General features: G+C 63.4%; 24 protein-coding genes and 2 tRNA genes. 21 read left to right on the forward strand and 5 right to left on the reverse strand.

Going from position 1 to position 23843, the window contains the following annotated elements; translation table 11 throughout:
- The first annotated feature begins 26 nt into the window (after window positions 1-26).
- From LZD57_RS10805 to LZD57_RS10850, 11 genes are all read left to right on the forward strand, one after another.
- The gene (locus LZD57_RS10805; protein ID WP_233719634.1) at window positions 27-1211 is read left to right on the forward strand and encodes a phage tail tube protein; all 1185 of its coding nucleotides are present in this window, start codon (window positions 27-29) and stop codon (window positions 1209-1211) included.
- A gap of 18 nt (window positions 1212-1229) precedes the next feature.
- Window positions 1230-1484: a hypothetical protein gene (locus LZD57_RS10810; protein WP_233719635.1), complete on the forward strand. Its 255-nt coding sequence runs from the start codon at window positions 1230-1232 to the stop codon at window positions 1482-1484.
- A 110-nt stretch (window positions 1485-1594) separates the two neighbouring features.
- Window positions 1595-2026, forward strand: a complete 432-nt coding sequence (locus LZD57_RS10815; RefSeq protein ID WP_233719636.1) for a hypothetical protein — start codon at window positions 1595-1597, stop codon at window positions 2024-2026.
- 116 nt (window positions 2027-2142) lie between these two features.
- Window positions 2143-2388, forward strand: a complete 246-nt coding sequence (locus LZD57_RS24245; RefSeq protein WP_420844794.1) for a phage tail assembly chaperone — start codon at window positions 2143-2145, stop codon at window positions 2386-2388.
- 7 nt (window positions 2389-2395) lie between these two features.
- Window positions 2396-6154: a phage tail length tape measure family protein gene (locus LZD57_RS10820; RefSeq protein ID WP_233719637.1), complete on the forward strand. Its 3759-nt coding sequence runs from the start codon at window positions 2396-2398 to the stop codon at window positions 6152-6154.
- Window positions 6155-6157: 3 nt separating this feature from the next.
- Complete coding sequence (locus LZD57_RS10825) at window positions 6158-6583, forward strand: hypothetical protein (RefSeq protein ID WP_233719638.1); 426 nt, start codon at window positions 6158-6160, stop codon at window positions 6581-6583.
- Window positions 6574-7134, forward strand: a complete 561-nt coding sequence (locus tag LZD57_RS10830; protein ID WP_233719639.1) for a hypothetical protein — start codon at window positions 6574-6576, stop codon at window positions 7132-7134. The genes LZD57_RS10825 and LZD57_RS10830 overlap by 10 nt, the downstream gene beginning before the upstream one ends.
- A gap of 9 nt (window positions 7135-7143) precedes the next feature.
- Window positions 7144-7488 (forward strand): hypothetical protein, encoded by a 345-nt coding sequence (locus LZD57_RS10835; protein ID WP_233719640.1) that lies wholly within the window; start codon window positions 7144-7146, stop codon window positions 7486-7488.
- Between the two features lie 88 nt (window positions 7489-7576).
- A complete protein-coding gene (locus LZD57_RS10840; RefSeq protein ID WP_233719641.1) occupies window positions 7577-7993 on the forward strand; it encodes an NlpC/P60 family protein in 417 nt (138 codons plus the stop codon).
- 269 nt (window positions 7994-8262) lie between these two features.
- Complete coding sequence (gene gpJ / locus LZD57_RS10845; RefSeq protein ID WP_233719642.1) at window positions 8263-11694, forward strand: TipJ family phage tail tip protein; 3432 nt, start codon at window positions 8263-8265, stop codon at window positions 11692-11694.
- Window positions 11615-14230, forward strand: coding sequence for an SGNH/GDSL hydrolase family protein (locus LZD57_RS10850; protein ID WP_233719643.1), 2616 nt, complete (start codon window positions 11615-11617; stop codon window positions 14228-14230). Before gpJ ends, LZD57_RS10850 begins: the two co-directional genes overlap by 80 nt.
- A 4-nt stretch (window positions 14231-14234) precedes the next feature.
- Here the strand turns inward: LZD57_RS10850 and LZD57_RS10855 are convergent, their stop codons facing one another.
- Window positions 14235-15077 (reverse strand): class I SAM-dependent methyltransferase, encoded by an 843-nt coding sequence (locus tag LZD57_RS10855; protein WP_233719644.1) that lies wholly within the window; start codon window positions 15075-15077, stop codon window positions 14235-14237.
- Here LZD57_RS10855 and LZD57_RS10860 point away from each other — a divergent pair.
- The 6 genes from LZD57_RS10860 to LZD57_RS10885 all read left to right on the forward strand — a co-directional run bounded on the left by LZD57_RS10860 (window position 15043) and on the right by LZD57_RS10885 (window position 19300).
- A complete protein-coding gene (locus LZD57_RS10860) occupies window positions 15043-16473 on the forward strand; it encodes a phage tail tip lysozyme (protein WP_233719645.1) in 1431 nt (476 codons plus the stop codon). The two genes, LZD57_RS10855 and LZD57_RS10860, sit on opposite strands and share 35 nt — an antisense overlap.
- 78 nt (window positions 16474-16551) lie before the next feature.
- Window positions 16552-17088: a hypothetical protein gene (locus LZD57_RS10865; RefSeq protein ID WP_233719646.1), complete on the forward strand. Its 537-nt coding sequence runs from the start codon at window positions 16552-16554 to the stop codon at window positions 17086-17088.
- Between the two features lie 2 nt (window positions 17089-17090).
- On the forward strand, window positions 17091-17459 hold the full coding sequence (locus LZD57_RS10870; RefSeq protein ID WP_233719647.1) for a hypothetical protein: 369 nt from the start codon (window positions 17091-17093) through the stop codon (window positions 17457-17459).
- 22 nt (window positions 17460-17481) lie between these two features.
- Window positions 17482-17748, forward strand: coding sequence for a spike base protein, RCAP_Rcc01079 family (locus LZD57_RS10875; RefSeq protein ID WP_233719648.1), 267 nt, complete (start codon window positions 17482-17484; stop codon window positions 17746-17748).
- Window positions 17748-17888: a hypothetical protein gene (locus LZD57_RS10880; protein WP_233719649.1), complete on the forward strand. Its 141-nt coding sequence runs from the start codon at window positions 17748-17750 to the stop codon at window positions 17886-17888. The genes LZD57_RS10875 and LZD57_RS10880 overlap by 1 nt, the downstream gene beginning before the upstream one ends.
- On the forward strand, window positions 17885-19300 hold the full coding sequence (locus LZD57_RS10885; RefSeq protein ID WP_233719650.1) for an SGNH/GDSL hydrolase family protein: 1416 nt from the start codon (window positions 17885-17887) through the stop codon (window positions 19298-19300). The genes LZD57_RS10880 and LZD57_RS10885 overlap by 4 nt, the downstream gene beginning before the upstream one ends.
- A 92-nt stretch (window positions 19301-19392) precedes the next feature.
- Here the strand turns inward: LZD57_RS10885 and LZD57_RS10890 are convergent, their stop codons facing one another.
- From LZD57_RS10890 to LZD57_RS10900, 3 genes are read right to left on the reverse strand one after another with little or no spacing between them, the layout of a single operon-like run.
- Window positions 19393-19590: a hypothetical protein gene (locus LZD57_RS10890; protein ID WP_233719651.1), complete on the reverse strand. Its 198-nt coding sequence runs from the start codon at window positions 19588-19590 to the stop codon at window positions 19393-19395.
- Between the two features lie 22 nt (window positions 19591-19612).
- Entirely contained in the window at window positions 19613-19858 is a 246-nt protein-coding gene (locus LZD57_RS10895; RefSeq protein ID WP_233719652.1) for a hypothetical protein, read from the reverse strand.
- Window positions 19855-20130 (reverse strand): hypothetical protein, encoded by a 276-nt coding sequence (locus tag LZD57_RS10900; protein WP_233719653.1) that lies wholly within the window; start codon window positions 20128-20130, stop codon window positions 19855-19857. Before LZD57_RS10900 ends, LZD57_RS10895 begins: the two co-directional genes overlap by 4 nt.
- A gap of 129 nt (window positions 20131-20259) precedes the next feature.
- On the opposite strand from LZD57_RS10900, the gene LZD57_RS10905 reads away from it, so the two are divergent.
- From LZD57_RS10905 to LZD57_RS10920, 4 genes are all read left to right on the forward strand, one after another.
- A tRNA-Pro gene (locus LZD57_RS10905) sits at window positions 20260-20336 on the forward strand.
- Window positions 20337-20374: 38 nt separating this feature from the next.
- On the forward strand, window positions 20375-20680 hold the full coding sequence (locus LZD57_RS10910) for an ETC complex I subunit (RefSeq protein ID WP_233719654.1): 306 nt from the start codon (window positions 20375-20377) through the stop codon (window positions 20678-20680).
- 109 nt (window positions 20681-20789) lie between these two features.
- Window positions 20790-20865 (forward strand) — tRNA-Arg (locus LZD57_RS10915).
- A gap of 442 nt (window positions 20866-21307) precedes the next feature.
- Window positions 21308-21727: a type II toxin-antitoxin system HicB family antitoxin gene (locus LZD57_RS10920; protein ID WP_233719655.1), complete on the forward strand. Its 420-nt coding sequence runs from the start codon at window positions 21308-21310 to the stop codon at window positions 21725-21727.
- 432 nt (window positions 21728-22159) lie between these two features.
- Here the strand turns inward: LZD57_RS10920 and LZD57_RS10925 are convergent, their stop codons facing one another.
- Window positions 22160-23740 carry a gamma-glutamyltransferase family protein gene (locus LZD57_RS10925; RefSeq protein ID WP_233719656.1) on the reverse strand — a complete coding sequence of 527 codons (1581 nt, stop codon included), beginning with the start codon at window positions 23738-23740 and terminating at the stop codon, window positions 22160-22162.
- Window positions 23741-23843 lie beyond the last annotated feature (103 nt).

A 23843-nucleotide genomic window follows, 5' to 3' on the forward strand; every position in this document is an offset into this window, starting at 1 on the left:
TCGCAATTTTGCAAGGAGAATTCGCAATGGCCTACCAGACGGCAAGGCAGATCGAGGTCGCCTATGCGCCTCAGACGACGATCGGGACCAAGCCGGATGCCGGCACGTCCAAGGGGTTTCGCGCCAATACCGGCGGCTTGAACCTCACCAAGTCGCCGATCGAATCCGGCGAGAACCGCCGCGACGGCATGACGACGCGGGGCAGGCACGGCACCCGATCCGTCACCGGCAGCTATACCGGGGATATTTCGGTCGGCACGTTCGACGATCTGGTCGAGGCCGTCTTCTGGGGCGCGTTCGATACCCCGCTCGCGTTGACGGGCCTGTCCCTCACTGCGGACTCGTCGGCCAAGACGATCACCCGCGCAAGCGGCTCCTGGATCACAGACGGCGTTCGTGTCGGCGACGTCGTTCGCTTCACCGGCTTCACAACCACGGCCAACAACAGCCGCAACTTTCGCGTCGTTGGTCTCACCGCGACCGTCATTACCGTTGCTGAAGCGCCGACGACCGTTGCCTCGGCGGAATCGAGCATCAGCATGGCCCGTTCCAAGAAGGTCATCCAGGGCACGACCCGGCGGGCGTTTTGCATCGAGGAGCGCGAGATCGACATCGACGGTTCCGAGGTGTTCGACTGGTGCCGGGCCTCGTCGATGGCGGTCAACCTCCAGCCGAACGGCATGGGAACGCTGCAGTTCAACTTCGTCGGCCGGAACATGGAAGTTCTGGAGGACGCGGAGAGCCCCTACTTCACTTCGCCGGTCTACACGACTACGCAAGGTTTGACGGCGGTCGAGGCGAAGATCGTCCTTGGCGCCACCGAGGTCGTCGACCTGACCAGCCTGACGCTGAACTTCGATCGCCGGGCCGCGGGCCAGCCGGTCGTCGGCTCCGATCTGACGCCGGACGTCTTCGATAATACCGCTCAGATGACGGGATCGATCACCGGCCTTCGGCAGGACTTCACCCGCACCCAGGCGTTCCTGAACGAGACCGATCTCAGCCTGCACCTGCTGTTCGCCGAGAACGAAGCCGAGCCGGCGGATTTCGTCTCCTTCGTCGTGCCGTACCTAACGCTCTCGTCTTCGTCGAAGTCGGAACTCGGGCAGGACGGGCCGCGAACACAGACGCTCGACCTCATGATCGGCGCCGACCCCCGCGGCGGGGCCTATGACCCGGCGATGATGATCTTCCAGTCCAGCGCCGCGTAACCCTCAGGAGAAACGACCGTGAACAGCAACGAAGCCGAGACGAAGGTCCGCAAGGCCGCGGCAGATCTGAAAAGCGCGATCCTTGCGGCCCGGGATGCCGGCCTGAGCGTCGTATGGCCGGCGCGCGTCGCCGATCTCGATTCCATCGTCGTCAGCGAGACCGGCAAGGCGAAGGTGACGGTCTCCGTCGAGGCCGACGTACCGCCGGAGACGGCCGACAAGGCCGCCAAGGCCGCACAGAAGGCCGCCGACAAGGTCACCGGCACCTCCTGACGCCGAACCCGCCCGACAGCGGACAAGCTCGCCAGTGGCGAGTGTTGCGCAACAGGCGAGGGGTGGTGTCGGCTTCCCCTCGCCATCCTTCCGACAAAGGACCATAGACCATGGATGATTTCGACCTCGATCAGATCGACGCGGCCGACGAAGCCGAGATGCGGGTGATCGCCAACGGCAATCCGACGGAGTGGATCTGGCGATTCGCCGGCCCCGGCCACGATCGGACGATCGCCCAGACCAATCGCCTCTCGCGCGAGCGGCTTCACCGGGATCGCGAGCAGGAACAGGCCCGGGTCAACGGCAAGAAGTGGAAGGCGCCCGACGAGAGCGTTGACGAGATCCGCGAGCGGAACGTCAAGTTCGTCACCGATCGCCTGCTCGGCTGGTCGCCGGTGAAGATGGGCGGCGAGGATTACCCGTTCACACCCGAGAACGCCAAGAAACTGCTGCTCGACCGGCGCAAGAGCGCTCTGCTCGTTCAGGCGCTCGAATTCCTCGGTGAAGACCAGTCTTTTACGAAGACCTCGGCGATCGGCTGAGAGCCTTCGCCGAGAAGACTTTCGAGCTTGGGTCGCGCGACAAGGACGGGCATTCGGCGCGCGATCATTTCGAGGGCCTGCTGACGCGGGCTCGCCGATCCGGCAACGCCAAGCGCATCGACGAGCTTGAGGCCGCGCTGCACGTTCCACCGATCCCCTCAGCCCTCGAATACCTATGGGCGGCATATCACCGCATCAGGCGGCGCAAGGCGTGGGGCTTCAACGGCCCCGCGCCGATCGAATGGCCGGACATCGACGCCTTCGTTCGGCATTCCCGCAATCCGCTCGCGCCATGGGAGGTCGCTTTGATCGAAGACATCGACGACCTGTACCTCGCCGAGTGCGCGAAGACGAAGGACTGAGGGAACCATGACCTTCGCGCTTGGCCTTTCCGTCGACAGCTCTGGCGTCAAATCCGGCACGTCCGATCTCGATCGGCTCACCGCTGCGTCGGCGAAGGCCGAGGCGGCTGCGCTCAAGCTCGGCAGCGGCGTCGAGGAAGCGGGCCGTCGCGTTGCCAACGGCGGGAAGAACGCCGAACGCATGCTTGCCGCGATGGAGCGGATCGAGAAAGCGATCATGGCCGTCGAGCGCACCACTGCGCCGCTGGCCGGCGGGATCGGGCGGATGGAAGCGGCGATGGCTGCGGCATCCCGGACGACCGATGTCATGGCGGGGGCCAACCGGCGGCTCACTTCCGACATGGCTGCGGTGGCGCCTGCTGCCGCAGCTTCGGCGGCAAGCATAAAGGCGGTCAACGACAACGCGCGCTTGACGTCGAACCAGATGTTGAACCTGTCCCGCCAAGGCAATGACGTCGTCACGATGTTTGCGCTCGGCGCCGCGCCGATGCAGATATTTGCCAGCCAGGCTGGTCAGATCTACGATGCAATCGCCGGTGGGCAAGGGGGGCTTTCAGGCGGACTTAAGGCGCTCGGTGGGTCGCTTCGCTCGGCGCTTATCGCAGTCGGCCCGCTCGGGCTCGCCATTGGCGGCTTGGCCACGGCTGTCGGCGCTTATGCCTATTCGATCCGCAAGGATTTCCCCGATCTCGCCAAGGCATTGGAGGCACAGGAAAAGGCACTCGCGGCGATCGAGAAGCGGTACGGCTCGCTCAGCGACTCCGTGACGAAACTCGGCGATCGTCTGCAGCCAACTTCGATCATCGCCGGGAAGGCCATCCGCGATCTTCAGATGCTCCAGCGCGAGCAGCAGTCAGCTCTTGATCGGCAGCTTTCGGCCGCGTCCGGCATTGGCGGCGCCGGCATGGCAGCGACCGCTGCGGGTGCGGCAGAAGCCGGCATCGACCTTTCCGGCGAACGTGCGCCGACCGCCAGTCGGTTCGCGAAAATCCGCGACACGGTCGATGCATTCCGCAACAGCCTCAACGCCGGAAGCGGCGATATCCTGTCGTTCTATTCTGATCTTGAGAGGATGTACGCCCGCGCCGGCAACGACAAGGAGATGCAGAAGGCCATCGAGGCGGCGCGCCAATACGGATCGAACCTGTTCGACATCACCGTCAAGCTGAAGCAGCTCGAACGCGCTCAGTGGGAGGCGAACAACGGCGTCGCCAAGTTCCGCCAGACCATGGCGACCTTCAACGATGCAGTCGGCGGCATGCGATCGGTCGTTCCAGACATGCGCACCGATGCGCAGAAGATCGAGGAGAACTATCAGGTCGCCATGCGCACCGCCCGGACGGAGGCGCAGGTCACAGCCGCGACCGAGGCTCGCACCGCGGCCCTCAATCAGCTTGCCTTGACCGAGGATCGACGCCGCCAGGGCGTTGCCATCGATCTCCAGGCCATCAGCGCTCGAACGACGGCGGAGAAGGCTGCCATTGCTTCGCAGCAGGCTTTCAACGAAGCTCTGTCCGACCCAAGCCTCGATCAGCACGCTCGATCCCTCCGGGCCGCAGAAGCCGCGATGCGCGTCTATGCCGAGGCGACGAAGGCGGCTAACGACAACCTTCGCGCGGCCTCTCAGGCCAACACGCTCGCCGGTCTCGACGGCTATGCCGCGACCATTGCCGAGATCAACGCCCGCTATGACGAGCAGACGGCGCTCTACGGCGCCAACACTGAGGCTGCGCAGGCGAACGAGCGCGCCCGCGCCTTCGAACTCGACACGGCCCGCATCACCAATCTGAAGGCTGCCAACGAACAACTGCGGCAGGCGGAAAACGCCTACAAATCGGCAGGGCTGGAAGGCTACGCGGCTGGTCTGGAGAAGATCAATCAGGACTATGCCCGGCAGATCGAGTTGTCGGCCGGGAACGCGGAAGCGGTCAAGCGGCTGAACGCGGCCCGCAACCTTGAACTCGCCACCTTGGCGAAGACGGCCACCCGCGACCTGTACCGACCGCAGCAGGACCGCCTTGCCGATCTGGAGGCTGAAGCCCGCGGCATGACCATGTCAGCCGATGCTGCGCGCCGGATGGCGGAAGAGACTAAGGCGCTCAACGATCTGCGTTCGGCTGGGATCGACGCCCTCAGCGAGCAAGGCCAAGCCTATCTCAAAAACGCCCGCGCGCTCTCGGATTATGAGGAGCAGATCCGCAAATCGGCCGACGCGTGGGGCGAGGTCCAGAAGGCCGGCGGCGACGCCATCGACAAGATCGTCGATGCGTTGAACGGCGGCGACATCGAAGGCGTGTTCGACGAGATCCTGAAGGAGGTGCAGTCCTCGCTGCTCGAATTCGGCGTCAAGAACCCGCTGAAGAACGCGCTGACGGGCACGAACCTTCCGACCATCATGGACCTGTTTGCCGATCCGAAGGCGCCGAAGCTTTCCATGCCTGAGATCCAGTCGACGCCGCTGATGAACGTCACGGCGTCGGTCGTAAACCTCGGCGGCATGGGGCTGTCCGGTATTCCCGGTCTCGGCGCTGCGAATTCGAACGTGCCGGGCGCCGTGCAGCGAAGCGGGGCGCTGGCGCCGGTCGCCGCGATGGATGCGGCGTCGCAGCGCGTAGCGGACGCATGGTCCCTTACGGGCAATCAACTCGTCGACGGCATCAATCAGGCTGCGCAAGCGCTCGGCATCCAGGCGAAGGATCTGGCAACCGCGATCTCTTACGAGACCGGCGGGACGTTCGACCCGATGAAGCGTGGGCCGACGACGCAATGGGGCCAACACCGCGGTCTGATCCAGTTCGGTGAGCCTCAGGCACGTCGCTTCGGTGTGGATTTCTCGTCGCCAGAAAGCGCGCTGTCTTCGCAACTCGGCGCCAATGGAGCGATCGTCAAATACCTCCGCAGCACGGGCGTAAGGCCCGGCATGGGGATGATGGACATCTACTCCGCGATCAACGCTGGAGGCGTTGGGCGCTATGGTGCTTCCGATGCGAACAATGGCGGCGCGCCGGGAACTGTTGCAGACAAGGTCAACTATCAGATGGCCGCTCACGCTGCGAAGGCTGAGGCGTTGCTTGCGCAGAGCACCCGAGTAACGTCGGCGCTTACCGATGCGTCGTCGCAGATCGCTACCACGGCACCGCAGTTCGCGACCAGCCTCGGCCAGCAGTTGAACGGCACGATCGTCGGCGGTGCCGGCCAGATCGCCGATCAGTTTGTGCCCGGCCTTGGCGGCGTCGTTCAGACGTTCCTCCAAGCGTTCCAGAACGCGGCGCCTGGCGGGGGGGCAGGCGGAATTGGAGGATGGATCGCAAGCGCGTTCGGTGGAGGTGGATCTGATCCTTGGGCTGGGCTTCGTTTTGCCGATGGCGCAGCGTTTCCCGGCGGCATTGCAGGACATTCGAACTCGATCGTCAGCCGTCCCACGGTTTTCGCTTTCGCGAACGGTGCCGGCCTGATGGGTGAGGCTGGACCGGAGGCGATCATGCCGCTCAGTCGTGGCCCCGGCGGGCGTCTCGGTGTGACCATGGCAATGCCAGACATGCCGCGCATGCAGGCGCCGGCCAATTCGCAGTCGCAGCCGCTCAACCTCCAGCAGACATTCGTCAACGCTCCCCCGGTCAAGGAGACGCGGGAGGAAAGCGACGGACGGGGTGGTCGCCGGCAGACCATCGTCTTCGACGAGATGGTTTCGAAGACCGTCAAGGGTGGGCCAAAGACCGGCCGCGCGCTCGGTCAGCGCGGCGCCAAGCCGCCGTTGGTGAGGTAAGCCGTGCCCTACCCCGTATGGCCGGCTGAACTGCCGCAGTACCCGAGTGAGAACGGCTATCAGCGTGGGGCGCGGGATGGTCGGTCCTTCACCAAGCCGCAAAATGGCCCGCCGAAGATCCGCCGCCGCACCTCGGCGGCGGTGAAGCCCGTGTCCGTCACGTTTCGGATGGACACCAACCAACTTGCCCGGTTCGAACGCTTCTTCGAAGAAGACACTGGCGGCGGACTGATGTTCGTCATGCCAGATGCCGCTTTTCATGGGCAGCCGCTTCTGACGGAGGCCGGCCAACCGCTTCTGACAGAGACGGGGAAACCCATCCTGATCTCCGCTTGGTGGTTGGTGGTTTTTGATGAAGAAGCGCCCTTGGTGACGGACGCCGGCTGGCCATTCTATGATGTCTCATTCTCGGTGCTGGTATGGCCGTGAGGAACGGGCGCGTCGTCAGCCTCAACGCGAGGACGGCACTGGAGCAGCAGGTTTCGCCGGACACGCCGATCACTCTGATCACCATCCGGCACCTGGAACTTGATGGTCCGCTGCGGCTGTCGACCGATCCAACCGTGCGGACGTCGACCGACCCGCTGACCTACGGCACTTGGTCGAGAATGCTCTCGCCGGCCATCACGTCGGACGTCTTCAATCTGGCGACGGCCGCGCAGTTCGATTTCGTGCTGATGTCGGCGGTGCTGCCTGAGGATCGGGAGGATGGCACGTCACCTGTGGACATGGTGATCGAGAACGTTGCATCCGGCATGACGGCCATGGCGCGGAAACTGAAGACGCCGGCACAGGTCGATTTCGCGGTCGTGCTGGCGGCGACGCCCGACTATGTCGATTTCGCCTGGACCGGCCTCTACACGGTCGGTTCCGATTGGGACGATCGGGCGATCACGATCCCGGTCTCGCGCGAGGTCATCCAACGGCTGAGCTATCCGTTCGGGCGGATGACGCGGTCGTTCTTTCCGGGGCTGTTTTGAGAGGTTCCTATGCACATCACCATCGAAAACAAGGTTCCTGGCATCGACGTGAAAGTGATCGATGTTGGTAGCGAAACGGTCGTGACCGTGCAGCGCGGAGACGGCTTGAATGAGATCGTCACGGATAAGCACCCCCTCGACATTTGGCGTGACGCGTTCCGCACCCACCGCGCAGCCATCGGAAGCGGCGGGCCCGAAGCAGTTATGCCGGCAAGTCTTACGCCAATGGGGCGTGTGTCCATTGGCGCAGTCGTGGTCGCAGCGCCGTTCACGGAAACCGTCTCCGACGACTCGTTCACTATCGTCAGCGTCGATATCGCCGACGGTGGCCCTCTGAGGCTGTCGGGCGACTGATGCGATCCACCATCCGCCTCGCGCTCTTGTGGGTCGCCATCGGGTGCGCCGCCAGCATCGCCGTCGAGATCGCAAGAAGGTGCCCGTCGTGACCCATTGGTCTACCCCCTACATAGGCCTTCCTTTCGAAGCGCGGGGTCGCGAGGTGCGCGGCTTGGACTGCTACGGGCTGGTGCGGCTGGTGCTTCTGGAGATGCACAGGATCGCGCTCCCGAGCTTTGCCGAAGCCTATGTCAACTGCGCCGAGCGCAAGATGATCGCCGCCGCACTCGACGCCGGCGAGCGCGATCTGCCGCTCCGCCCGTTCTGCCGCGGCGAGGAAGCGCCGTTCGACATCGTGGAATTCGTCAGAGCAGGCATCTCGGATCACGTCGGCATCGTCGTGGAGCGTGGGCGCATGCTGCACATCGAGGCGGGCAAGGAAAGCGTGATCGAGCGCTATGACGTCGGCAAGTGGCTGCCGCGCCTCAAGGGCTTCTACAGGCACCGGGATCTGATCAGGTGAAAAGCATGAAAACATGGCGCGAACTCATTTCAGAGGAGATGACTGATCAAGCCGAAGGCTGGTCCGATGTAGATGGCTGCACCTTAAGCGATGCGGAACTCGACCAACCCTTTAGCTCGGAGAGTCATCATCTTGAAGGAAAGCCCTTCACTCTATGGACGAAGGGTCGCGTCTATTTCCCATCCGGCCAATACGGGACTGAATACGTCGTATCCGTTCCTCGAAACCCGTGTGAAGAGGCGACGGATCACGTCGGGAACGCTGATTAAATGAGTCAACTCGTCCCGGTTCGGCAGGCAGATGATGGGGTCGCTTCGGCGGCCCTTTTTCATGAGCCGAAGACGCTGTCCGTTCTCGCTCTGCCGACGCTCGACATCGGCAACCGGCGTGAGGTGACACGGCCCTACGGCATGACGGTGGCCGAGATGGTGGCGGCCGAGTTTCCGGGCCTGCCGCCCGAGCGCATGGCCATGGTGCGCGTCACGATCGGCGAGTGGGTGATCAGCGCCGCCGTCTGGCATCGTGTCCGGCCGCAGCCAGGATGGACCATCGTCATCCGGGTTGTGCCGCAGGGCGGGGCACTGAGAAATATCCTCAGCGTCGTCGTCTCGATCGCGGCGATTGCGCTCGGACAGTTCTATGTCGGACCGCTGCTCGCCGGTTCGCTTGGCCTCTCTGCCGCCGCCGCCGGAGCGTTTGCCACGGCGGCACTCGGTTTCGCCGGGCAGCTTCTTCTGCAGGCGCTGATTCCGATCAAGACGCCTCAGGGTGAGAGCAACTCGCCGACCTACGACGTCGAGGGCTGGACGAACGTCGTCAACAAGAACGGCCCCGTTGCCGATCTGATGGGACGGCATCGGTGGGCCCCGCCGTCGCTGGCGTCATCCTTCACCGAGACAATCGGCGACGAGCGGTGGATCACCGGTCTGTTCGGCGGTTACGGCCCGCTGGAGATCGACGTCGACTCCATCAAGATCGGCGACACGCCCATCACCGATCTGGAAGAGGACGAATACGAGCTCGAGATTCGGGAGGGCTACCCCGACGACGAGCCGCTGTCGCTCTATCCGACGCAGGTCAGCGAGGTGCAGGTCGGTATCTCGCTGCAGGCGCGCGACGATGACGACAAATACTATCCGGTCACGCGGGTCGCCCCACCCGATGCCGAAGAATTGTCGGTCGATATTTCATTTCCTGGGGGGCTTCTCGATACCGATGATGAAGGCAACGAGGAAGAGCAGTCGGTAACGATCACCATTGAATACAGGCTGGCCGGCACGAGCACTTGGGTCTTTCTTCAGGACGGGAATGGGAACGATTTTCACCGCATTTTCGGTAAGACGAGAAATCCAATTCACCGCGGCTTTCGATGGACGCCAGCCGTTCGGGGTCAGTACGAACTGCGTCTGAAGCGGACTAGCGGTGAGAATTCCAAGGCTTCGCAGGAAACCGTCTGGAATTGCGTCCGCGCGCACCGTCCGGAATACCCGCTGAATTTCCCGCATCCGATGGCGATGATCTGTGCCAAGGTAAAGGCGACCCGCCTGACGAACGGGCAGTTGAAGGAGCTGAACTTCGTCGCGCAGCGCGTCTGCCAGGATTGGGACGCCGCCACAGAGACGTGGATCGAGCGGGCGACGAGCAGCCCGGCGTCACTGCGGCGTTGGACGCTTCAGGGTCCGGCCAATCCGAAACCGCTCGCTGACGCCGAAATCGATCTGGCCTACCTTGCCGATTGGCATGAATGGTGTGCGGACCTCGGCCTCGAATACAACCGGATCCACGACTACGACGCCTCAATCGAGGAGGTGGCGCAGGACGTCTGCCGGGCTGGACGCGCGACGCCGCAGAACTACGGCACACAGGAGACCGTCTGCATCGATCGGCAGCAGACGGAAATCGTCTCGCACATCGGCCCGCGCAATGCATGGGACATCAAGGGCAGCGTCCAGTCGATCGATCCACCGGATGCGTGGCGCATCCCGTTCCGAGATGCGTCGAACCTTTGGGAAGAGCACGAGCGGATCGTCCCGCGGCCGGGCCTTGTTGGGTCGCCGCAGCGCATCGAGGAACTGAACGCCGACGGCATCACCGATCCGGCGCAGATCTGGTACTACGGCCGTCGACGCTTCCTGGAACTAGAGTACCGTGCCGAGACGTGGACAGCCTCGATGGACATCGAGAACCTGATCATCGTCCGGGGCAATCTCGTGAAGCTCTCGCTTTTCGATGGGCAGACGAGCGCGCGCGTCGTGAGCGTCACCGGCAGATACGTCGCGATCGATGAACTGGTCGAGATGGACGAGGGCGTCGACTACGGCATCCGGTTCCGTCTGCGCGACGGATCATCGGTCACATGGATCGTCACGACGGTCGGCGGAGAAACGCGCGGGCTCAGCCTCGTGTCGATTTCGAACCGCTACGCGATCGATAGTGACCCTGGCTATCGGCCGACCGACGACGATTGGCTGCCGGAGGGTCGCGGCTACATCGATGACGATCGCTACGACGGCGACCTCGCATTCTTCGGACCGCTGAACGGCGAGACCGTCGATGCCATCGTGAAGGATGTGGAGAACGGCGAGGACTTCAGCGCTGTCGTCACGCTGATGCCAGCCGCGCCGGAGATCGACGCATTTCTCGCGACCGACACACCGCCGGCGTGGGACGGCAGAGTTGGCGCCGAGGTCGAGATCGACATGGTTGCGCCGTCTACGCCGATCATCGTCAGCGTCCGGTCCGGCGAAGTGGCGCGGCGCGAGACGGACGACCCGAACGATTATCCGCCGATCCGTGCCATCGTAACGGCCACCGGCGCAACCCTCGTGACCGCCTACGAAATCCAGCACCGTCTGCAGGGGTCGTCGACCTGGAGCCCGACGCCGGCGATCGGCTACGCCTACGCAGGAACGGTAGAAATCGAGGGGTACGCAAAAGACGACATCGTCGAGATGCAGGCGCGGTCGGTTGGGCAGACCGGCCTCGTCAGCGCGTGGGGCGCCACTACGACGGTTACGGTCGGGGCGGAGGATCCGACGGCTCTCCTATCCGTTCTGAACGTGGAGGTCTCGATCAATGACGACGAGGCATCCATCACATGGCTGAACCCGAACGAGCAGCGCATGGTGGGCGTGAGGGTTTACAGTGCTCCGATCGGGACAGCCTATGAGGATCTGACCGCGGCGGACATCCTTGCCACCGTCTACTCGGCTCCGAATGCTTCTCCGCCTGCCGTGGTCGACACGGCAGGCTACGGTGATCGCGTCTACTATCTGACGACCTTCTCGAATGACGCTGAGGCCGAGCCTGCTTCTGTCGAAGCAACGCTACTTGGGCCACAGAAGATCACGAACGGCGGCTTCGACGCCGATACCAGCTACACCAAAGGGCCGGGCTGGACGATTTCTGGCGGCACGGCCAATCATGCGGCAGGAACCGCCAGCAATTTCTTCCAGACGATTTCGCTGGTTGCTGGTGTAACCTACCGCGGAGAAATCACGATCACGAGCTACACGAGCGGGACGGTTCGTCCCGTTCTCGCCGGCGGAGCTACCACTGTACTTGGGCCAGTTATTTCGGCCGTCGGCACATACGAATTCGACCTGACCGCAACGTCTGGGAATGACCGAATTCAGTTCATCGCGTCATCTGATGGCGCATATTCGATGGACAATCTTTCGCTTCGCCAAGTTTCCCCTTAAGCACGAGCAAGCACCCGGAGAAGTAATGTCTTCGACTGTAAACCTGCCGTCTTCCGCGACCGTATCGGAACTGGTTGGCAACGCCGACGTATCTGGCGTCAAAACTACCGTCCGTGTCGCCTATGACGATCTATCGGCTCAGCTCTTGGCGAGCGGGCCTCTTTCGGACACTATCGAAGCGCTGAGCGCCGCCGTGGGCGATCCTGACGCACTGCAGGACATCCTGGACGCGATCTCGAGCAATCTACAGCTCGAAACCCGTCTCAACACGACGATCGACGGAACGGTCGCCGCCGGCCTGCCGTCCCTGTCTGTCACGACGAAGACGTCCGTCGGAACAACCGGGCACACCGACAGTATCGCGGACAACACGTTCTTTTGGTCGCCGATGATCGACGGCGCCTTGACGGATCGGTATTTGACCGGTCTCGATATCTCGGTTGCGGCGGCAACAACCGGAAAGGCGATCGTGGTCTCGCCGGGGAACGTGGTATCGGCGGAGGTTGCGCTGAATCTGCCGTCCAGCGGGGTCAACGCCCTGACGCTGGATCGTCCGATTTTCGTGCCCGCCGGAGGGCGAGTGTTCGTCCAGATCGCAGCGGGCTTCCACTACTCGACCGGAGCAAGTGGCTCGTCGGTGTTCTTTGCCGCTTCCGACTATAACGGCACGGTAGGAGACACGGTCGGGTTCTCGGGCACCAATACGCCACTGCTCGACTTGGTGCTGAGATTCTCTGTTCCGGTTGGCACGCCCCTCGCGTCCCGCGTCGCGGCGAACGAAGTCAAGTCCGCCAAAGTCTTCGCCGGTCTGCCCTCGGCCGATAGCACCGGCGCCGCAACCGGCACGTGGGGCATCGGCGCGCCTGCGATTACCGTTTTCGAAAAGGCCTATGACGGCGGGGTCGATATCGCGTCAGGCGATGTGATCACGGCGATTTTCGCCGATCTGATCGCGGCTGCGACCTGCGACCACTTCCTGTTCATGATCTGCAAGCGCGCCACATCGGTCGGCGATGGTGCCTACGACTTCGGGGCGAGCGGGCCGGCCATTCGCGTCGCTCGGCGCACTCCTGCTCAACTTGGCCTCACTCCCGGTGTCGGCGCGACGGCGCGCGTGTCGATCCCGGTCGACCCCGTCATCGTGGAGGCGGGGCAAAGCTATTTCATCTTCGTCGCCAGTTGGGGCGCGAATCAGCTCTCTCGAGTTTCGATGGGGCTCGGAAATCAGGCATCGACCGATCCTCGCCAGCGCCGCCGCGGACGATACACCGGGCTCACCTCGGCGACCGCGACGCCCACGACGAACGTGACGGCGCTGTTTCAGGGCGCGGTCGGCTTCACCTACGCGAAGAGCGCGACTTCGGAGGGTCTCGGCTTCGATACGGTCGATGCGGAGATTGCATCGGCGACGATCGGCGTCACCGGGACGACCTACACCGCATCGGGAACCATCGAACAGTCCGGCGGCAACACGGCGTTCTCGGGCTCCGGCTCGGTGAGCCTCGCGGCGTCCGGCAATGCCCGCTACGATCTGCTCTATGTCGACATGACGAGCGGCGCGATGGGCGTCCAGACGGGCACCGAAACTCCGGCCGCGCCCGGCGAGTACATCCCGGCGATCGCCTCGCAATCCCGTCGCGCGGTGGCGCATCTGCGGGTATCCGACAGCGTCGTGACACATGTGCCCGTGTGGGATCTGCAGGACCATGAACCGCGCGATCTGATCGAGGCGCTGAGAGTGGAGCGCGAGCGCTCGCGGCGGTGCCTGCCGAAGACGATCGCAAAGATCCGGCGCGGCGACCCGCTGCATATCGTGGTGATGAGCGACAGCATCCTGGCGTGTCAATCGTCGGCGCCCTCCAAGGCGACGCCGAACGGTGCGACGCGAGACCGTCCGGAATATTTCTCGGCCAACATTCCGTCCGCTCTCGTCGACAGCAAGCCGAAATATACCGCCGTCGAACTCGGCCGGGCGGATGACGGTGCGGGTTCGGTCCACGTCGCGGAGACGTTCGTCTGGAAAACGGTTCGCGAGCTTCAGACCCGAGGCATCACCGTCACATACGACAATTTCGGCGTGGGCGGCGCGGCCACGGCGGATGTCGTCACCGATGCCGGGGCGCCGGTCGATAGCGGCGGCGGTGTCTATTGGTTGGACAACGCCGTGGCGCTCGGCGGGGACTTGGTGATCCTGCACTTCGGCATGAACGAAATCGCCAATGCCGGCACGGCTGGTCGCATGTTCCACATCATCAATACGTACAAAAATGACGGGAGAGAGGTCATCGTCTCCGGTGTTCCTCGCCGGCAGGGCAACGTCGACGTCGGCTGGCGATACACGAACCAGGCCCTCGCCCGCGTCGCTCGGTTTACGCAGTCGGCCTTCCTGTCCGATCTCTCGATCTATGAGGACACCTATCTCGGTGCGATCGGGATCACGCTCGCCGACGTGTGTTCCGCCAATAATTTCAATCATCCGGGCTTCGTCGAGAACGGGGCCAGAGGCCGCGCCCTGACGCGGCTTCTGGTGGGGTGAGCAACTACGACATCGCTTCGGTGATGAATGCCTGCCGCTTGCCCTGCGGTGCTTTCTCGAAAACGGCGATGCTGTCGTAGATGGAGATCGACTTCGTCGACCGGGTGAATGCGCTGACCTTGAGTTCGCCGTTGGTATAGGTCGCATGCAGATCGTCGAGGCGGTCCTTGACGAACTCCATCCACGAGCCTTCCCGCCGCAGGCCGCCGTCGAACTTGCTCATGTAGCAGGTGTGCGTGTCCTCGACGAGATAGACGCCGTTCGGGCTGATCCGGGGATAAAGGTGCTCGAAGGTCGCGATCATGTGGCGCATGACGTGACTGCCGTCGTCGATGACGATGTCGATGGACGGGTTTTCGGCGAGGACGCGATCCAGAAGGGCGGGGTCGTCTTGGCTGCCGATGTAGACGCGGTTCGCGGCACCTGCGACCTTCTCGGTTTCCGGCTTGATGTCGAGGCCGAGGATCGTCGCATCGGCGCCGAAATAGTCCCGCCACATGGCAAGGCTGCCGCCTCCGAAGATGCCGATTTCGAGGATCGTCGGGGCGCGACCCCGAAACTGGTCGAAGTATCGCTCGTAAATGTCGAAATAATGCACCCACTTGTGCAGGCGTCTTTCGCCGTTGTTGAGGAAGTATCGGTGCAGTTCTCCGCTCATCGGTTCTCCTTTTCCAGTATCTGACGCAAAGGCGCCCGCCTCGGGGCCTTCGCTTCCCGCCAGTCCTTTTTGCACGACCGATCGCGATAGGCGAGTCGGTTTTCCCGTGCCCGGCCGCTGCGATGCGCGCCGGGCGTTTTCGTGAGGTGAACCCATGCGGCCAATCAACGAGATCATCGTCCATTGCACCGCGACGCCGGAGGGGCGCGAAGTAAGCGTCGACACGATCCGGCAGTGGCACAAGCAGCGCGGCTGGAAGGACATCGGCTATCACTTCGTCGTTCACCTCGACGGACAGATCGAGCCAGGAAGACCCGTCGATCAGGTCGGCGCGCACGTCGCCGGTCACAACACCGGAACGATCGGCGTCGTCTATGTCGGCGGCGTCGATGCCGCTATGAAGGCGAAAGACACGCGGACGCCGGAACAGAAGGAGAGCCTCAAGCGGTTCCTGTCTGAACTTCTCGTGCGGTTCCCGTCCGTGACGAAGATCAGCGGTCACAACCAATATGCGGCTAAGGCCTGCCCGTGCTTTGATGCGCGACGGGAATATGCCCATCTTCTGAACGCCTCCGCGCCGCAGCCGACTGCTCGCGTCGAGGATGTTCCGGTCTCCGGCACCGGCACCGTGACGGCCTCGACGCTGAACCTGCGCGATGCGCCGAACATGGGCGGACGCGACATCGGCGACCTGCCCAAGGGAACGGTCGTTTCGGTCTACGGCAGCGACGGCGATTGGCTGAAGATCAAGACGCCGGCGGGATATGAAGGCTGGGTTGCGCGGCGCTACGTCGCCACGGATGCCGCTGGCTCGGAAGAGAACGGGGAAAATCCGCAGCTGGCGGGTCCGTTCGCCGAGAAGGCGCCATGGATCATCGCCTCGCTGCTGCGCGACATCCCGGCATGGGGTGAAGAAGACTGCTTCGGCTGCCTCGGCAATCTCGGCCATGAAAGCAACGGCCTCGCGACGATGCAGGAGATCAGCCCGTCGTCCGGGCGCGGCGGCTATGGCTGGGCCCAATGGACCGGCGCACGGCGCGATGCCTTCGAGGCATGGTGCCGCGATCGTCGCCTGCCGCCAAATTCCGACGATGCGAACTATTACTTTCTCCTCCACGAGCTTTTGACGAGCGAAAAGCGGACCGTCCCGGCCGTCGCCGCCGCCGCTGGCCGCTATGGCAAGGTCCGCGCCTTCGAGGCGGCCTTCGAGCGGGCCGGCGTAAAGCATTTCGAGAGCCGCGATCAGTGGGCCGACCGCGCCGCTGCCGCATGGAAATCCGCAACCCCTGAACAGAAGATCGCGCCGTTCGGCGCCAAGGAGGTCGTCGTGCCCGCAGAACCGAAAAACGAGGCTAGTCCGGTCGAGAAGGCAATCGGCGCGGGCAAGGGCGCGGCATCAGGCGCCGTCGCCGGCGTCACCACTGGCGGCGCCATCGTCTTGATCGGCACAACGATGGGATGGCTGCCGCCCGAAGCGAACACGGCCATGTTCGGCGCTGCGGTGACCGGTGTCCTCACCGGGTTTTCGAGCTTCGTCATGGCCGTCATCGGGTCATATCGAGCGCCGGCCAATGGGGGCAATTGATGCGTTGGGCACCAACCATCGCCGTTGTCGGCGCGGCTATGTTCGTCATCGCGCTGCACCTGCTGACGAGGTGACGCGATGATCTTTCTCCGCATCAAAAAGCGGGCGCGTCAGCGAATTTCCGAGTGGTTCGCCGCCTTCAACATTACCGGCTTCGGGTTGTCTCTTCTGGCGCCGGGGGACACCTTCGCGTCGCCATCGTTCCAAGCATTTAACGAGGCTTTCCCGGAGCGTTTTTTCGGTATGTCGCCCGAAGAACAATGGGGCATCATAATCACTCTGACGGGAACGCTGTGGATCGTCGGGTTGATCATCAACGGCGCCAGGCAGCGGGCAACGATGCACATTCGCGCCACTTGCAGCCTGATCGGCGCAGCGGTCTACGGTACACTGGCCCTCGGTTTCTTCCTTCCCTACGCCGTCTTCCTATCCAATCTCGGCATTCTCGACGCGCTCCGAACAATCTTCGGGTTCATCAATCCGCCAAACGCGGTCTACCTGTCGACTGGCGTTTGGAATTATTTCAGCATCTCGATTCTGTGTCTCTATACGATCCATGCGGGGCTTACGGAACCGCAAGAAGAGCACGATCGTCATGGCCGCGATAGGAGCTGAGCATGGAAGGTCAGGCACCCGACCTCCCGGTCTGGCTCGTTTATCTTGGCGGGACTATTGGCGTGGCAGTAGGCGCGGCCGTCTACGCGTTCAACATTCTGAAGAGCAAGCTATCCGCTTCAAATGGGAGCAAGGGTAGCAGCCCAAGTGTTTCCGGCGGCAAGAGCGTCGAGATCGCCGGTGCCATCGTCGATTCATCAGCGATCAAACAGCTTTCAGGCGAGGTGACGGGGCAGGCTATTGCGACGACCGAACAGGCGATGGCGACCAAGGCGCTGACGCAAGCGATAGAGAGCCAAACACGCGCCATCGTCGATCACCGCGAAGAGTTGCAGGAGCTTCGGCACGAGCTCCGTCAGTCCCGCCGCTGATCACCCTCAAAGGAGAACAATCATGCCCATAATTGACCGCTATTCCGCCGTCGGCGCAAACGGCCCCGGCGAAATCTGCTTTCCGATCACACCTGCGGACGGGGCCGATCTACAATACGTCACTCGCGCGATCTACGTCGGCGGCGCCGGAGACATCACGATCGCGCAGAAATACGGGCTTCCGAACGTCACTTTCGTCGGCGTTCCCGCCGGAACGATTCTGCCGGTGCGGGCTACCCGCGTTCTCGTAACCGGGACGACGGCGACCAACCTGGTGGGGCTGACCTGATGGGGTTCGGTCTTGGTCTCGGCCTCGGCCTTTCCGGTCTCTCCCATGGCCGGGGTGGGGTGCCTGCAAACGCCATCGCAGTCGATAGCGAGCCGCTGATGCTCGACGGCGAATATCTCGTGCTGGAGGACTTGGCGTGACCATCAACATCAAGAACCCCGGCTCAAAGGCGAGAGCGCTCCGCAACGCCATGCTGCGGCGTCTCCGACTACATATCCCGCAGAAGGTGGCGACGCGACCGATCTACTCGGGCGTGACCGTGACGCAGGGGTCGTCATCGACGCTTGCGCGTCTTTGGCCGACAGCGTGGGGTAATGCCGGTGCGCCGACAGCCGGTCCAACGGCTTATTTCGCATGGGCTGGGGCTCGACCTACAGAGCAGAAGAACGGCATGGTTCCGGTCGACAACCACATCTCGACGGCGACGGCTGGAACCTACACGGCAAAGGGTCAGCAGCGGGCGATCTTCCGACATACCGGGTCCGCACTTGAACTCCGCTTTATCGGGGGCGGCGGCCTGTTCTACGTTAAGGTCGACGACCAGTATGTGCAGGCAACGCCATACAACGTGAGCGACGGCGCAGTTCTCAAGCTTGATTTCGGGTCGATGGGGTCGCGACGTATCGACATCATCATGGACAACACGGCGCGCTTCGTCGGTGCCCATGGAGCGGCGACAGATACTGTCGCACCCGCCCCTATTCGCGGGCCGAAGGTGATGATCTTCGGCGACAGTTTTTCTTCGCCGCTTGGTTATGCGCTCTGGCTGAGTGACGTATTCGGCTGGGATGACATCTCCACCTCTAACATCGGCGGCACCAGCTATTCCGTCACGAATTCCAGCCTTTCCTTCAGCCAGCGAGCATCGTCGGACATCGTACCATTCGCGCCCGACATCCTGTTCGTGCTGGGTGGTACGAATGCCTTCTCGGCCACACCAGCGACGGAAGCGGCTGCCGCAACAAGCTTCTGGCAGGCGGTCGCGGCCTCCCTCCCGGACACGATCCTGCTGTCGGCGATCAATGCGCAGCACGGCTGGAGCCACAGTTCGATGACCGCCAACGCGATAGCGGTGATGAAGGCGACGCGCTCGGCGATCAAGGCAGCAGGGGTGATCTTCTGCGACCTCCTCGAAATGCCGGAACCCTATCCGTCGCTCTACGTCTCCGGGTCGGTTGGCTTAGCCGCTTCTGTCGGCGGCACGTCCATCTTCGTGAACGGCATTCGTCCGCGCCCCTATGATGTGCTGGAGATTAATCCTGGCGGGGCCAACTGCGAGCGGGTCGTCATCGCGTCCGATGCGGTCAACACCCATCCCATCATAGGGGCGCTCAAATACGCACATTCGGTTGGAGAGACTGTGCAACAGGTTGGCCCCAGCTGGCTGGTCGGGTCTGGCGTTATCGGTGCAACCACGGGCGTCGGCAACTGTGATGTTCTGATCGACAACACCAATCACCCGGTCGTGCCCGATGGGACTCGGGCACTCGGCTATACCTTGGCCGACATGATCTATCGGCAGGTGTGGGAGCGCGACACGCCGCTCGCCTGACCCCGCCCATCTCGCGGGCGGGACCACAACCCTCGCCCCATCCGCACCACCGCGCCGCTGCCACCTCACGGGGTGGCAGCGCTTTCGTCGTTTCAGACTTCGGCGGACGCCTGTCGCGCGACATCCCGGATCTGTCCCATTGTCAAATCGCGTCCGACCCCTCGCACGTCGAAGAGGCCAGGAACACCGCCATCCGCCGGCGTCACGATGTAGCCTGCGCCAGCTAGGAACGAGACCGGATCCGGCTCGGTTGGCTGCGTCCGCGGCAGTGTGAAGGTCTTTTCGTTCATAGCGTGGTTTCCTATTCAATCCTCACCGCCCCGGCAGCGCATACCCATCCGGCACCGGCTGAACGATCATCGTCGTCCGCCTGTCACTGCAGCGCGAGCATTCGAAGCCCGGCAGTTGCCAGTTGATATAGCGCTGGCCTGATCCGAACCGCTCGATCGCCTCGGCCAGCGTCAGCGCGATCCGGCCGCTGCAGCCGGCGCAATACCAGGTCAGCGACATGCCGTAGTCGCGCAGGTCGCCGAGGGTTTCGATGGTGGCGCTGGTCATCGGGTCTTATCAGCCAATAAATCTTCTGCACTCAGGATTGAGCGTCTGCCAGCGAGAAGAGCTTCGGCGTCTGCGATCATATCCCAAAGTGCGTGTTGCGGCCCGACAGGCGAAGCAACCTTTCGCCATTCATGGATCTTGACCTGCAGCGCAGCCCGTTGCTCGTCGTTGATAATTTCGGTTCTGGACATGGTTCCAGCTTTCATCCGATTGGCGATGAAGGACAGAGTGTAGCGGTGGACCGCCGGTTTGCAAGAACGCGTGGTGAACACGCTCCGGGACAATTCCGGGATATAGTCCGGACAATCCTGTTCCGTTCTGTTGCGCTTTGACCGGTTCGTCGGCCTTGACTCGGCGGGCAAAGCCCGGCAGATCGCTGATGGCGAACGGGTCACCCCGTGCGGAGCGTAGCGCAGCCTGGTAGCGCATCTGGTTTGGGACCAGAGGGTCGCAGGTTCGAATCCTGCCGCTCCGACCAGGGGTCCTTCGCGATGGGCAGCGACGGAGAGGCCGGACATGGTTGCACGCATCTTTCAGCCGTCTCGAACCGCGATGCAGTCGGGAAAGGCGAAGACGCGGCTTTGGATGCTCGAATACGAGCCCGCCGCGCCGAAGCAGGTCGAGCCGCTGATGGGCTACACCTCCTCCCGCGACATGCGCTCGCAGGTGCGTCTGACCTTCGACACCAAGGAGCAGGCGATCGAATATGCCGAGCGCAACGGCATCGATTTCCGCCTGGAAGAGCCGCATCCGCCCAAGCGGGTGCGGGTCGCCTATGCCGACAATTTCAAATATGATCGCCGTCAGCCTTGGACCCATTGAGGTCCGTCGTCCCTGGCTCTGCTAGGAACTCGCGACACGAATGCCACCGCTGCGGCGCGTCGCTTCCAGAGACTCCGCCCGGCCGGCGCATCAAGGGCCGGGCGCGAACGGCCCCGTAGCTCAGTGGATAGAGCACCGGCCTTCTAAGCCGATGGTCGCAGGTTCGAATCCTGCCGGGGTCGCCAATTATTTCAGTCACTTATTTCTGTTTTAATCCACGTCCATGTCGCATGTAATTTGCAGAGAGTTCCCTTTATTTACTGAGGCTTCCGGGTAGGCTCGGCAGTTCCATGCAACATGGACTATTATGTTAGAGGTTCGCACTCTTGACGATCGGCTCCAGTCTATAGGAAGGAAGGGTGTGGCTCCGAAGAAATCCTTGCTCGAACAGATGGGTGCAAACCCTGCAGGCGACTGGACCATTTCAGACGTTAGGACGCTATGCGCCCAAGTTGGCATGTCCCTTGAGGAACCCGCTCATGGGAGCCATTTCAAAGTCTACAGCCCTGAGCTAGCCGGACCACTTACCATTCCGGCTAAGCGTCCGATCAAGCCTGTGTACATCCGTCAGCTGGTCAGCAAGAGTAAAGCGCATGTCCGAGCTGCAACAAAAGGAAGGAGCGATTGATGGATTATCCGATCGTTATCCGCCCTCTGTCCGACGAGGAGGGAGGCGGCTATCTAGCGACGTTTCCCGACTTGGCGGGATGCGTGTCCGACGGCGAGACCGCGGAAGAGGCTCTCGCGAATGCGAAGGAGGCATTCGCTGAGTGGATGGAAACAAACAAGCGCCACGCGCGGCAAGTACCCGCACCCGGCAGCGCCTTCAAGGCGGCGGCGAAACAAAAGCGCGCTGCCATTAAGGCGATCAAGGATCTTGCCGAATCTTTTCAGGACGTCGATGGGCGAATGGAGAAAGTCGAAGGAGACCTTGCCGATCTTAGAGAGCAAGTAGAGCACGCGGCGGCGTGGCTTCGCTTTTCCGAGATCACCGGGGCGGGTTCTGATGATACGCGCGATGATGCTCCCAGCGTCAACGTTTGCTGAGAGAATCTCAATACCCTAAGCGGATTACGCCCACGCTTCTTCCACATTGATGATTTGATCAAAGGCCGAGGCGTCAGGACGATAGCCTCGGCCGAGGGCAGGGGCAGGTCTCGCGTTCAGCGGCTTTCCGCTGTCGGTGGCCCGATTCGTCATCCGCGCCGCAGCATTAGACTAGCCATTCCTCGCGCGACAGCCGTCGCATTGTGAATGCGGAAAGGGGCCTGCGCCCTCTCAGCCTCCCCAGGGCCTTGGCCTGACGTCCTTCCACGCCGCCACGCGGCGGAACACCAGCCGATGGTCGCAGGTTTGAATCCTGCCGGGGTCGCCATCTTTCGCTTTTTCCGGCCCGGGGATATCGATCCGGCCCGGAGACATCGGGTGCCGGATCGTCCGCAAACATGGCGGCGCCGCCATACTGGCCGGCCGGCCCGATCAGAAGCCGAGCGCCATGCCGTCCTTGCGGCTTTCGGAGCCGCCTTCGAGGCATGAGGCGTGAAGCCGGATCGCCTGGCTGCCGCCGATCGGGCTCGTTGCGACCGACAGGGCGTGGCCCTTGGCGGCGAGGGTGGCGCGGGTCGCTTCGGCGAAGCCGGGCTCGATCTGCAGTTCGCCGCCGAAGGCGAAGCTTCGCGGCTCGTCCATCGCCTCTTGCAGCGACAGGCCCCGGTCGAGGACGTTGACGAGAAGATTGGCGTGCCCGGCTGCCTGATAGTGGCCGCCCATGACGCCGAAGGGCATGATCGCGCGGCCGTCCTTCGCCACCATGCCCGGGATGATCGTGTGCATCGGCCGCTTGTTCGGGCCGATCGCGTTGGGATGGCCGGGGATCAAGCGGAATGAGGCGCCGCGGCTCTGGAACAGGATGCCGGTGCGCGGATCGAGACGGGTCGAGCCGAAGCCGTGAAACAGCGAGTTGATCAGCGACAGGGCATTGCCCGCCTCGTCCACCACGCAGAGATAGATCGTGTCCTGATGCGCCGGCTCGTCCCAAAGGGCCGGCCGTCCGGCGCGGGCCGGGTCGATCCGCGCCCGCATCGCGGCGATCGCCGCTTCGCTGAGAAGCGTGTCGGCAAGGCCGGGGCAGACCTCGGGGTCGGCGATCAGGGCGTCGCGGTGGCGATAGGCGATCTTGGTCGCCTCGGCGTGGATGTGGCAGCGCTCGGCCTCGTCCATGGCCGCGAGATCGAAGCCTTCGAGGATCTTCAGGATGATCAGGGCGGCGAGGCCCTGGCCGTTGGGCGGGCATTCGTAGACGTCGAAGCCGCGATAGTTGGCGGAAATCGGCGAGACCCAGTGCGCCGCGTCCTTGCCGGCGGCGAAGTCCTCCGCCGTGTGCAGGCCGCCGAGGCTCTTCAGATGGGCGGCCATGCTCTCGCCGGTCGCGCCCTCGTAGAAGCCGGCCGAGCCGCTCTCGGCGATCTCCGCCAGACGGTCGGCGAGGAGCGGCTGGGCGTGGCGGCTGCCGGGCAGGGGCGCCGCGCCATCCGCCATGAACACCGCGCGGGCATGTTCGTCGCCCGAGATCAGGGCGGCGTTGTTCGCCCAGTCCATGGCGACGCGCGGCGTCACCACATAGCCGTCGCGGGCATAGCCGATCGCCCGTTCGAAGACTTTCGAAAGCGGCATCGAGCCGTGATCGTCCGAGAGCCGGCACCAGGCCGAGACGGCCCCGGGGATGGTCACCGCATGCGGGCTCGTCTGGGGAATCTCGCTTGAAAGGCCGGCCTCGCGCAGGGCTTCGATCGAGGCCGCGGCCGGTGCACGGCCCGAGCCGTTGAGCGCCTTCGGCAGCTCGCCTGCGGGCGCATAGAGCGCGAAGCAGTCGCCGCCGATGCCGGTCATCAGCGGGTCGACGACGCATTGGACGGCAAGGGCTGCCAGCCCCGCATCGACGGCGTTGCCGCCGGCCTGGAGCACTTCGAGCCCGGCTGCCGTCGACAGCGGGTGGGAGGTGGCGATCATCGCGCGGCCGGCATAGGTGGACGGGCGGCGGCCGGAAAAGAAGTCGAACATGGCGTCTCTGGTCGTTCAGTTGCAGGAAGCCGGCGCGGGGCCGGGACTGTTTCGTCGTTTCGGTGCGGCGAAGGATCGGATCGGTCGCGGCGATCGGCGGCCT

Source organism: Jiella avicenniae (assembly GCF_021390325.1).
GTDB classification, from domain to species: Bacteria; Pseudomonadota; Alphaproteobacteria; order Rhizobiales; family Rhizobiaceae; genus Jiella; species Jiella avicenniae.

Bases quoted from the DNA above. Each gene is read 5' to 3' on its own strand.
- LZD57_RS10820 (WP_233719637.1), top strand. From the start codon at position 2,396: ATGACCTTCGCGCTTGGCCTTTCCGTCGACAGCTCTGGCGTCAAATCC.
- LZD57_RS10850 (WP_233719643.1), top strand. From the start codon at position 11,615: ATGACCGAATTCAGTTCATCGCGTCATCTGATGGCGCATATTCGATGG.
- LZD57_RS10895 (WP_233719652.1), bottom strand. From the start codon at position 19,858: ATGACCAGCGCCACCATCGAAACCCTCGGCGACCTGCGCGACTACGGC.
- LZD57_RS10910 (WP_233719654.1), top strand. From the start codon at position 20,375: ATGGTTGCACGCATCTTTCAGCCGTCTCGAACCGCGATGCAGTCGGGA.
- LZD57_RS10875 (WP_233719648.1), top strand. From the start codon at position 17,482: ATGCCCATAATTGACCGCTATTCCGCCGTCGGCGCAAACGGCCCCGGC.
- LZD57_RS10865 (WP_233719646.1), top strand. From the start codon at position 16,552: ATGATCTTTCTCCGCATCAAAAAGCGGGCGCGTCAGCGAATTTCCGAG.
- LZD57_RS10830 (WP_233719639.1), top strand. From the start codon at position 6,574: ATGGCCGTGAGGAACGGGCGCGTCGTCAGCCTCAACGCGAGGACGGCA.
- LZD57_RS10920 (WP_233719655.1), top strand. From the start codon at position 21,308: ATGGATTATCCGATCGTTATCCGCCCTCTGTCCGACGAGGAGGGAGGC.
- LZD57_RS10835 (WP_233719640.1), top strand. From the start codon at position 7,144: ATGCACATCACCATCGAAAACAAGGTTCCTGGCATCGACGTGAAAGTG.
- LZD57_RS10880 (WP_233719649.1), top strand. From the start codon at position 17,748: ATGGGGTTCGGTCTTGGTCTCGGCCTCGGCCTTTCCGGTCTCTCCCAT.
- LZD57_RS10890 (WP_233719651.1), bottom strand. From the start codon at position 19,590: ATGAACGAAAAGACCTTCACACTGCCGCGGACGCAGCCAACCGAGCCG.
- gpJ (WP_233719642.1), top strand. From the start codon at position 8,263: ATGAGTCAACTCGTCCCGGTTCGGCAGGCAGATGATGGGGTCGCTTCG.
- LZD57_RS10870 (WP_233719647.1), top strand. From the start codon at position 17,091: ATGGAAGGTCAGGCACCCGACCTCCCGGTCTGGCTCGTTTATCTTGGC.
- LZD57_RS10815 (WP_233719636.1), top strand. From the start codon at position 1,595: ATGGATGATTTCGACCTCGATCAGATCGACGCGGCCGACGAAGCCGAG.
- LZD57_RS10860 (WP_233719645.1), top strand. From the start codon at position 15,043: ATGCGGCCAATCAACGAGATCATCGTCCATTGCACCGCGACGCCGGAG.
- LZD57_RS10925 (WP_233719656.1), bottom strand. From the start codon at position 23,740: ATGTTCGACTTCTTTTCCGGCCGCCGCCCGTCCACCTATGCCGGCCGC.
- LZD57_RS10805 (WP_233719634.1), top strand. From the start codon at position 27: ATGGCCTACCAGACGGCAAGGCAGATCGAGGTCGCCTATGCGCCTCAG.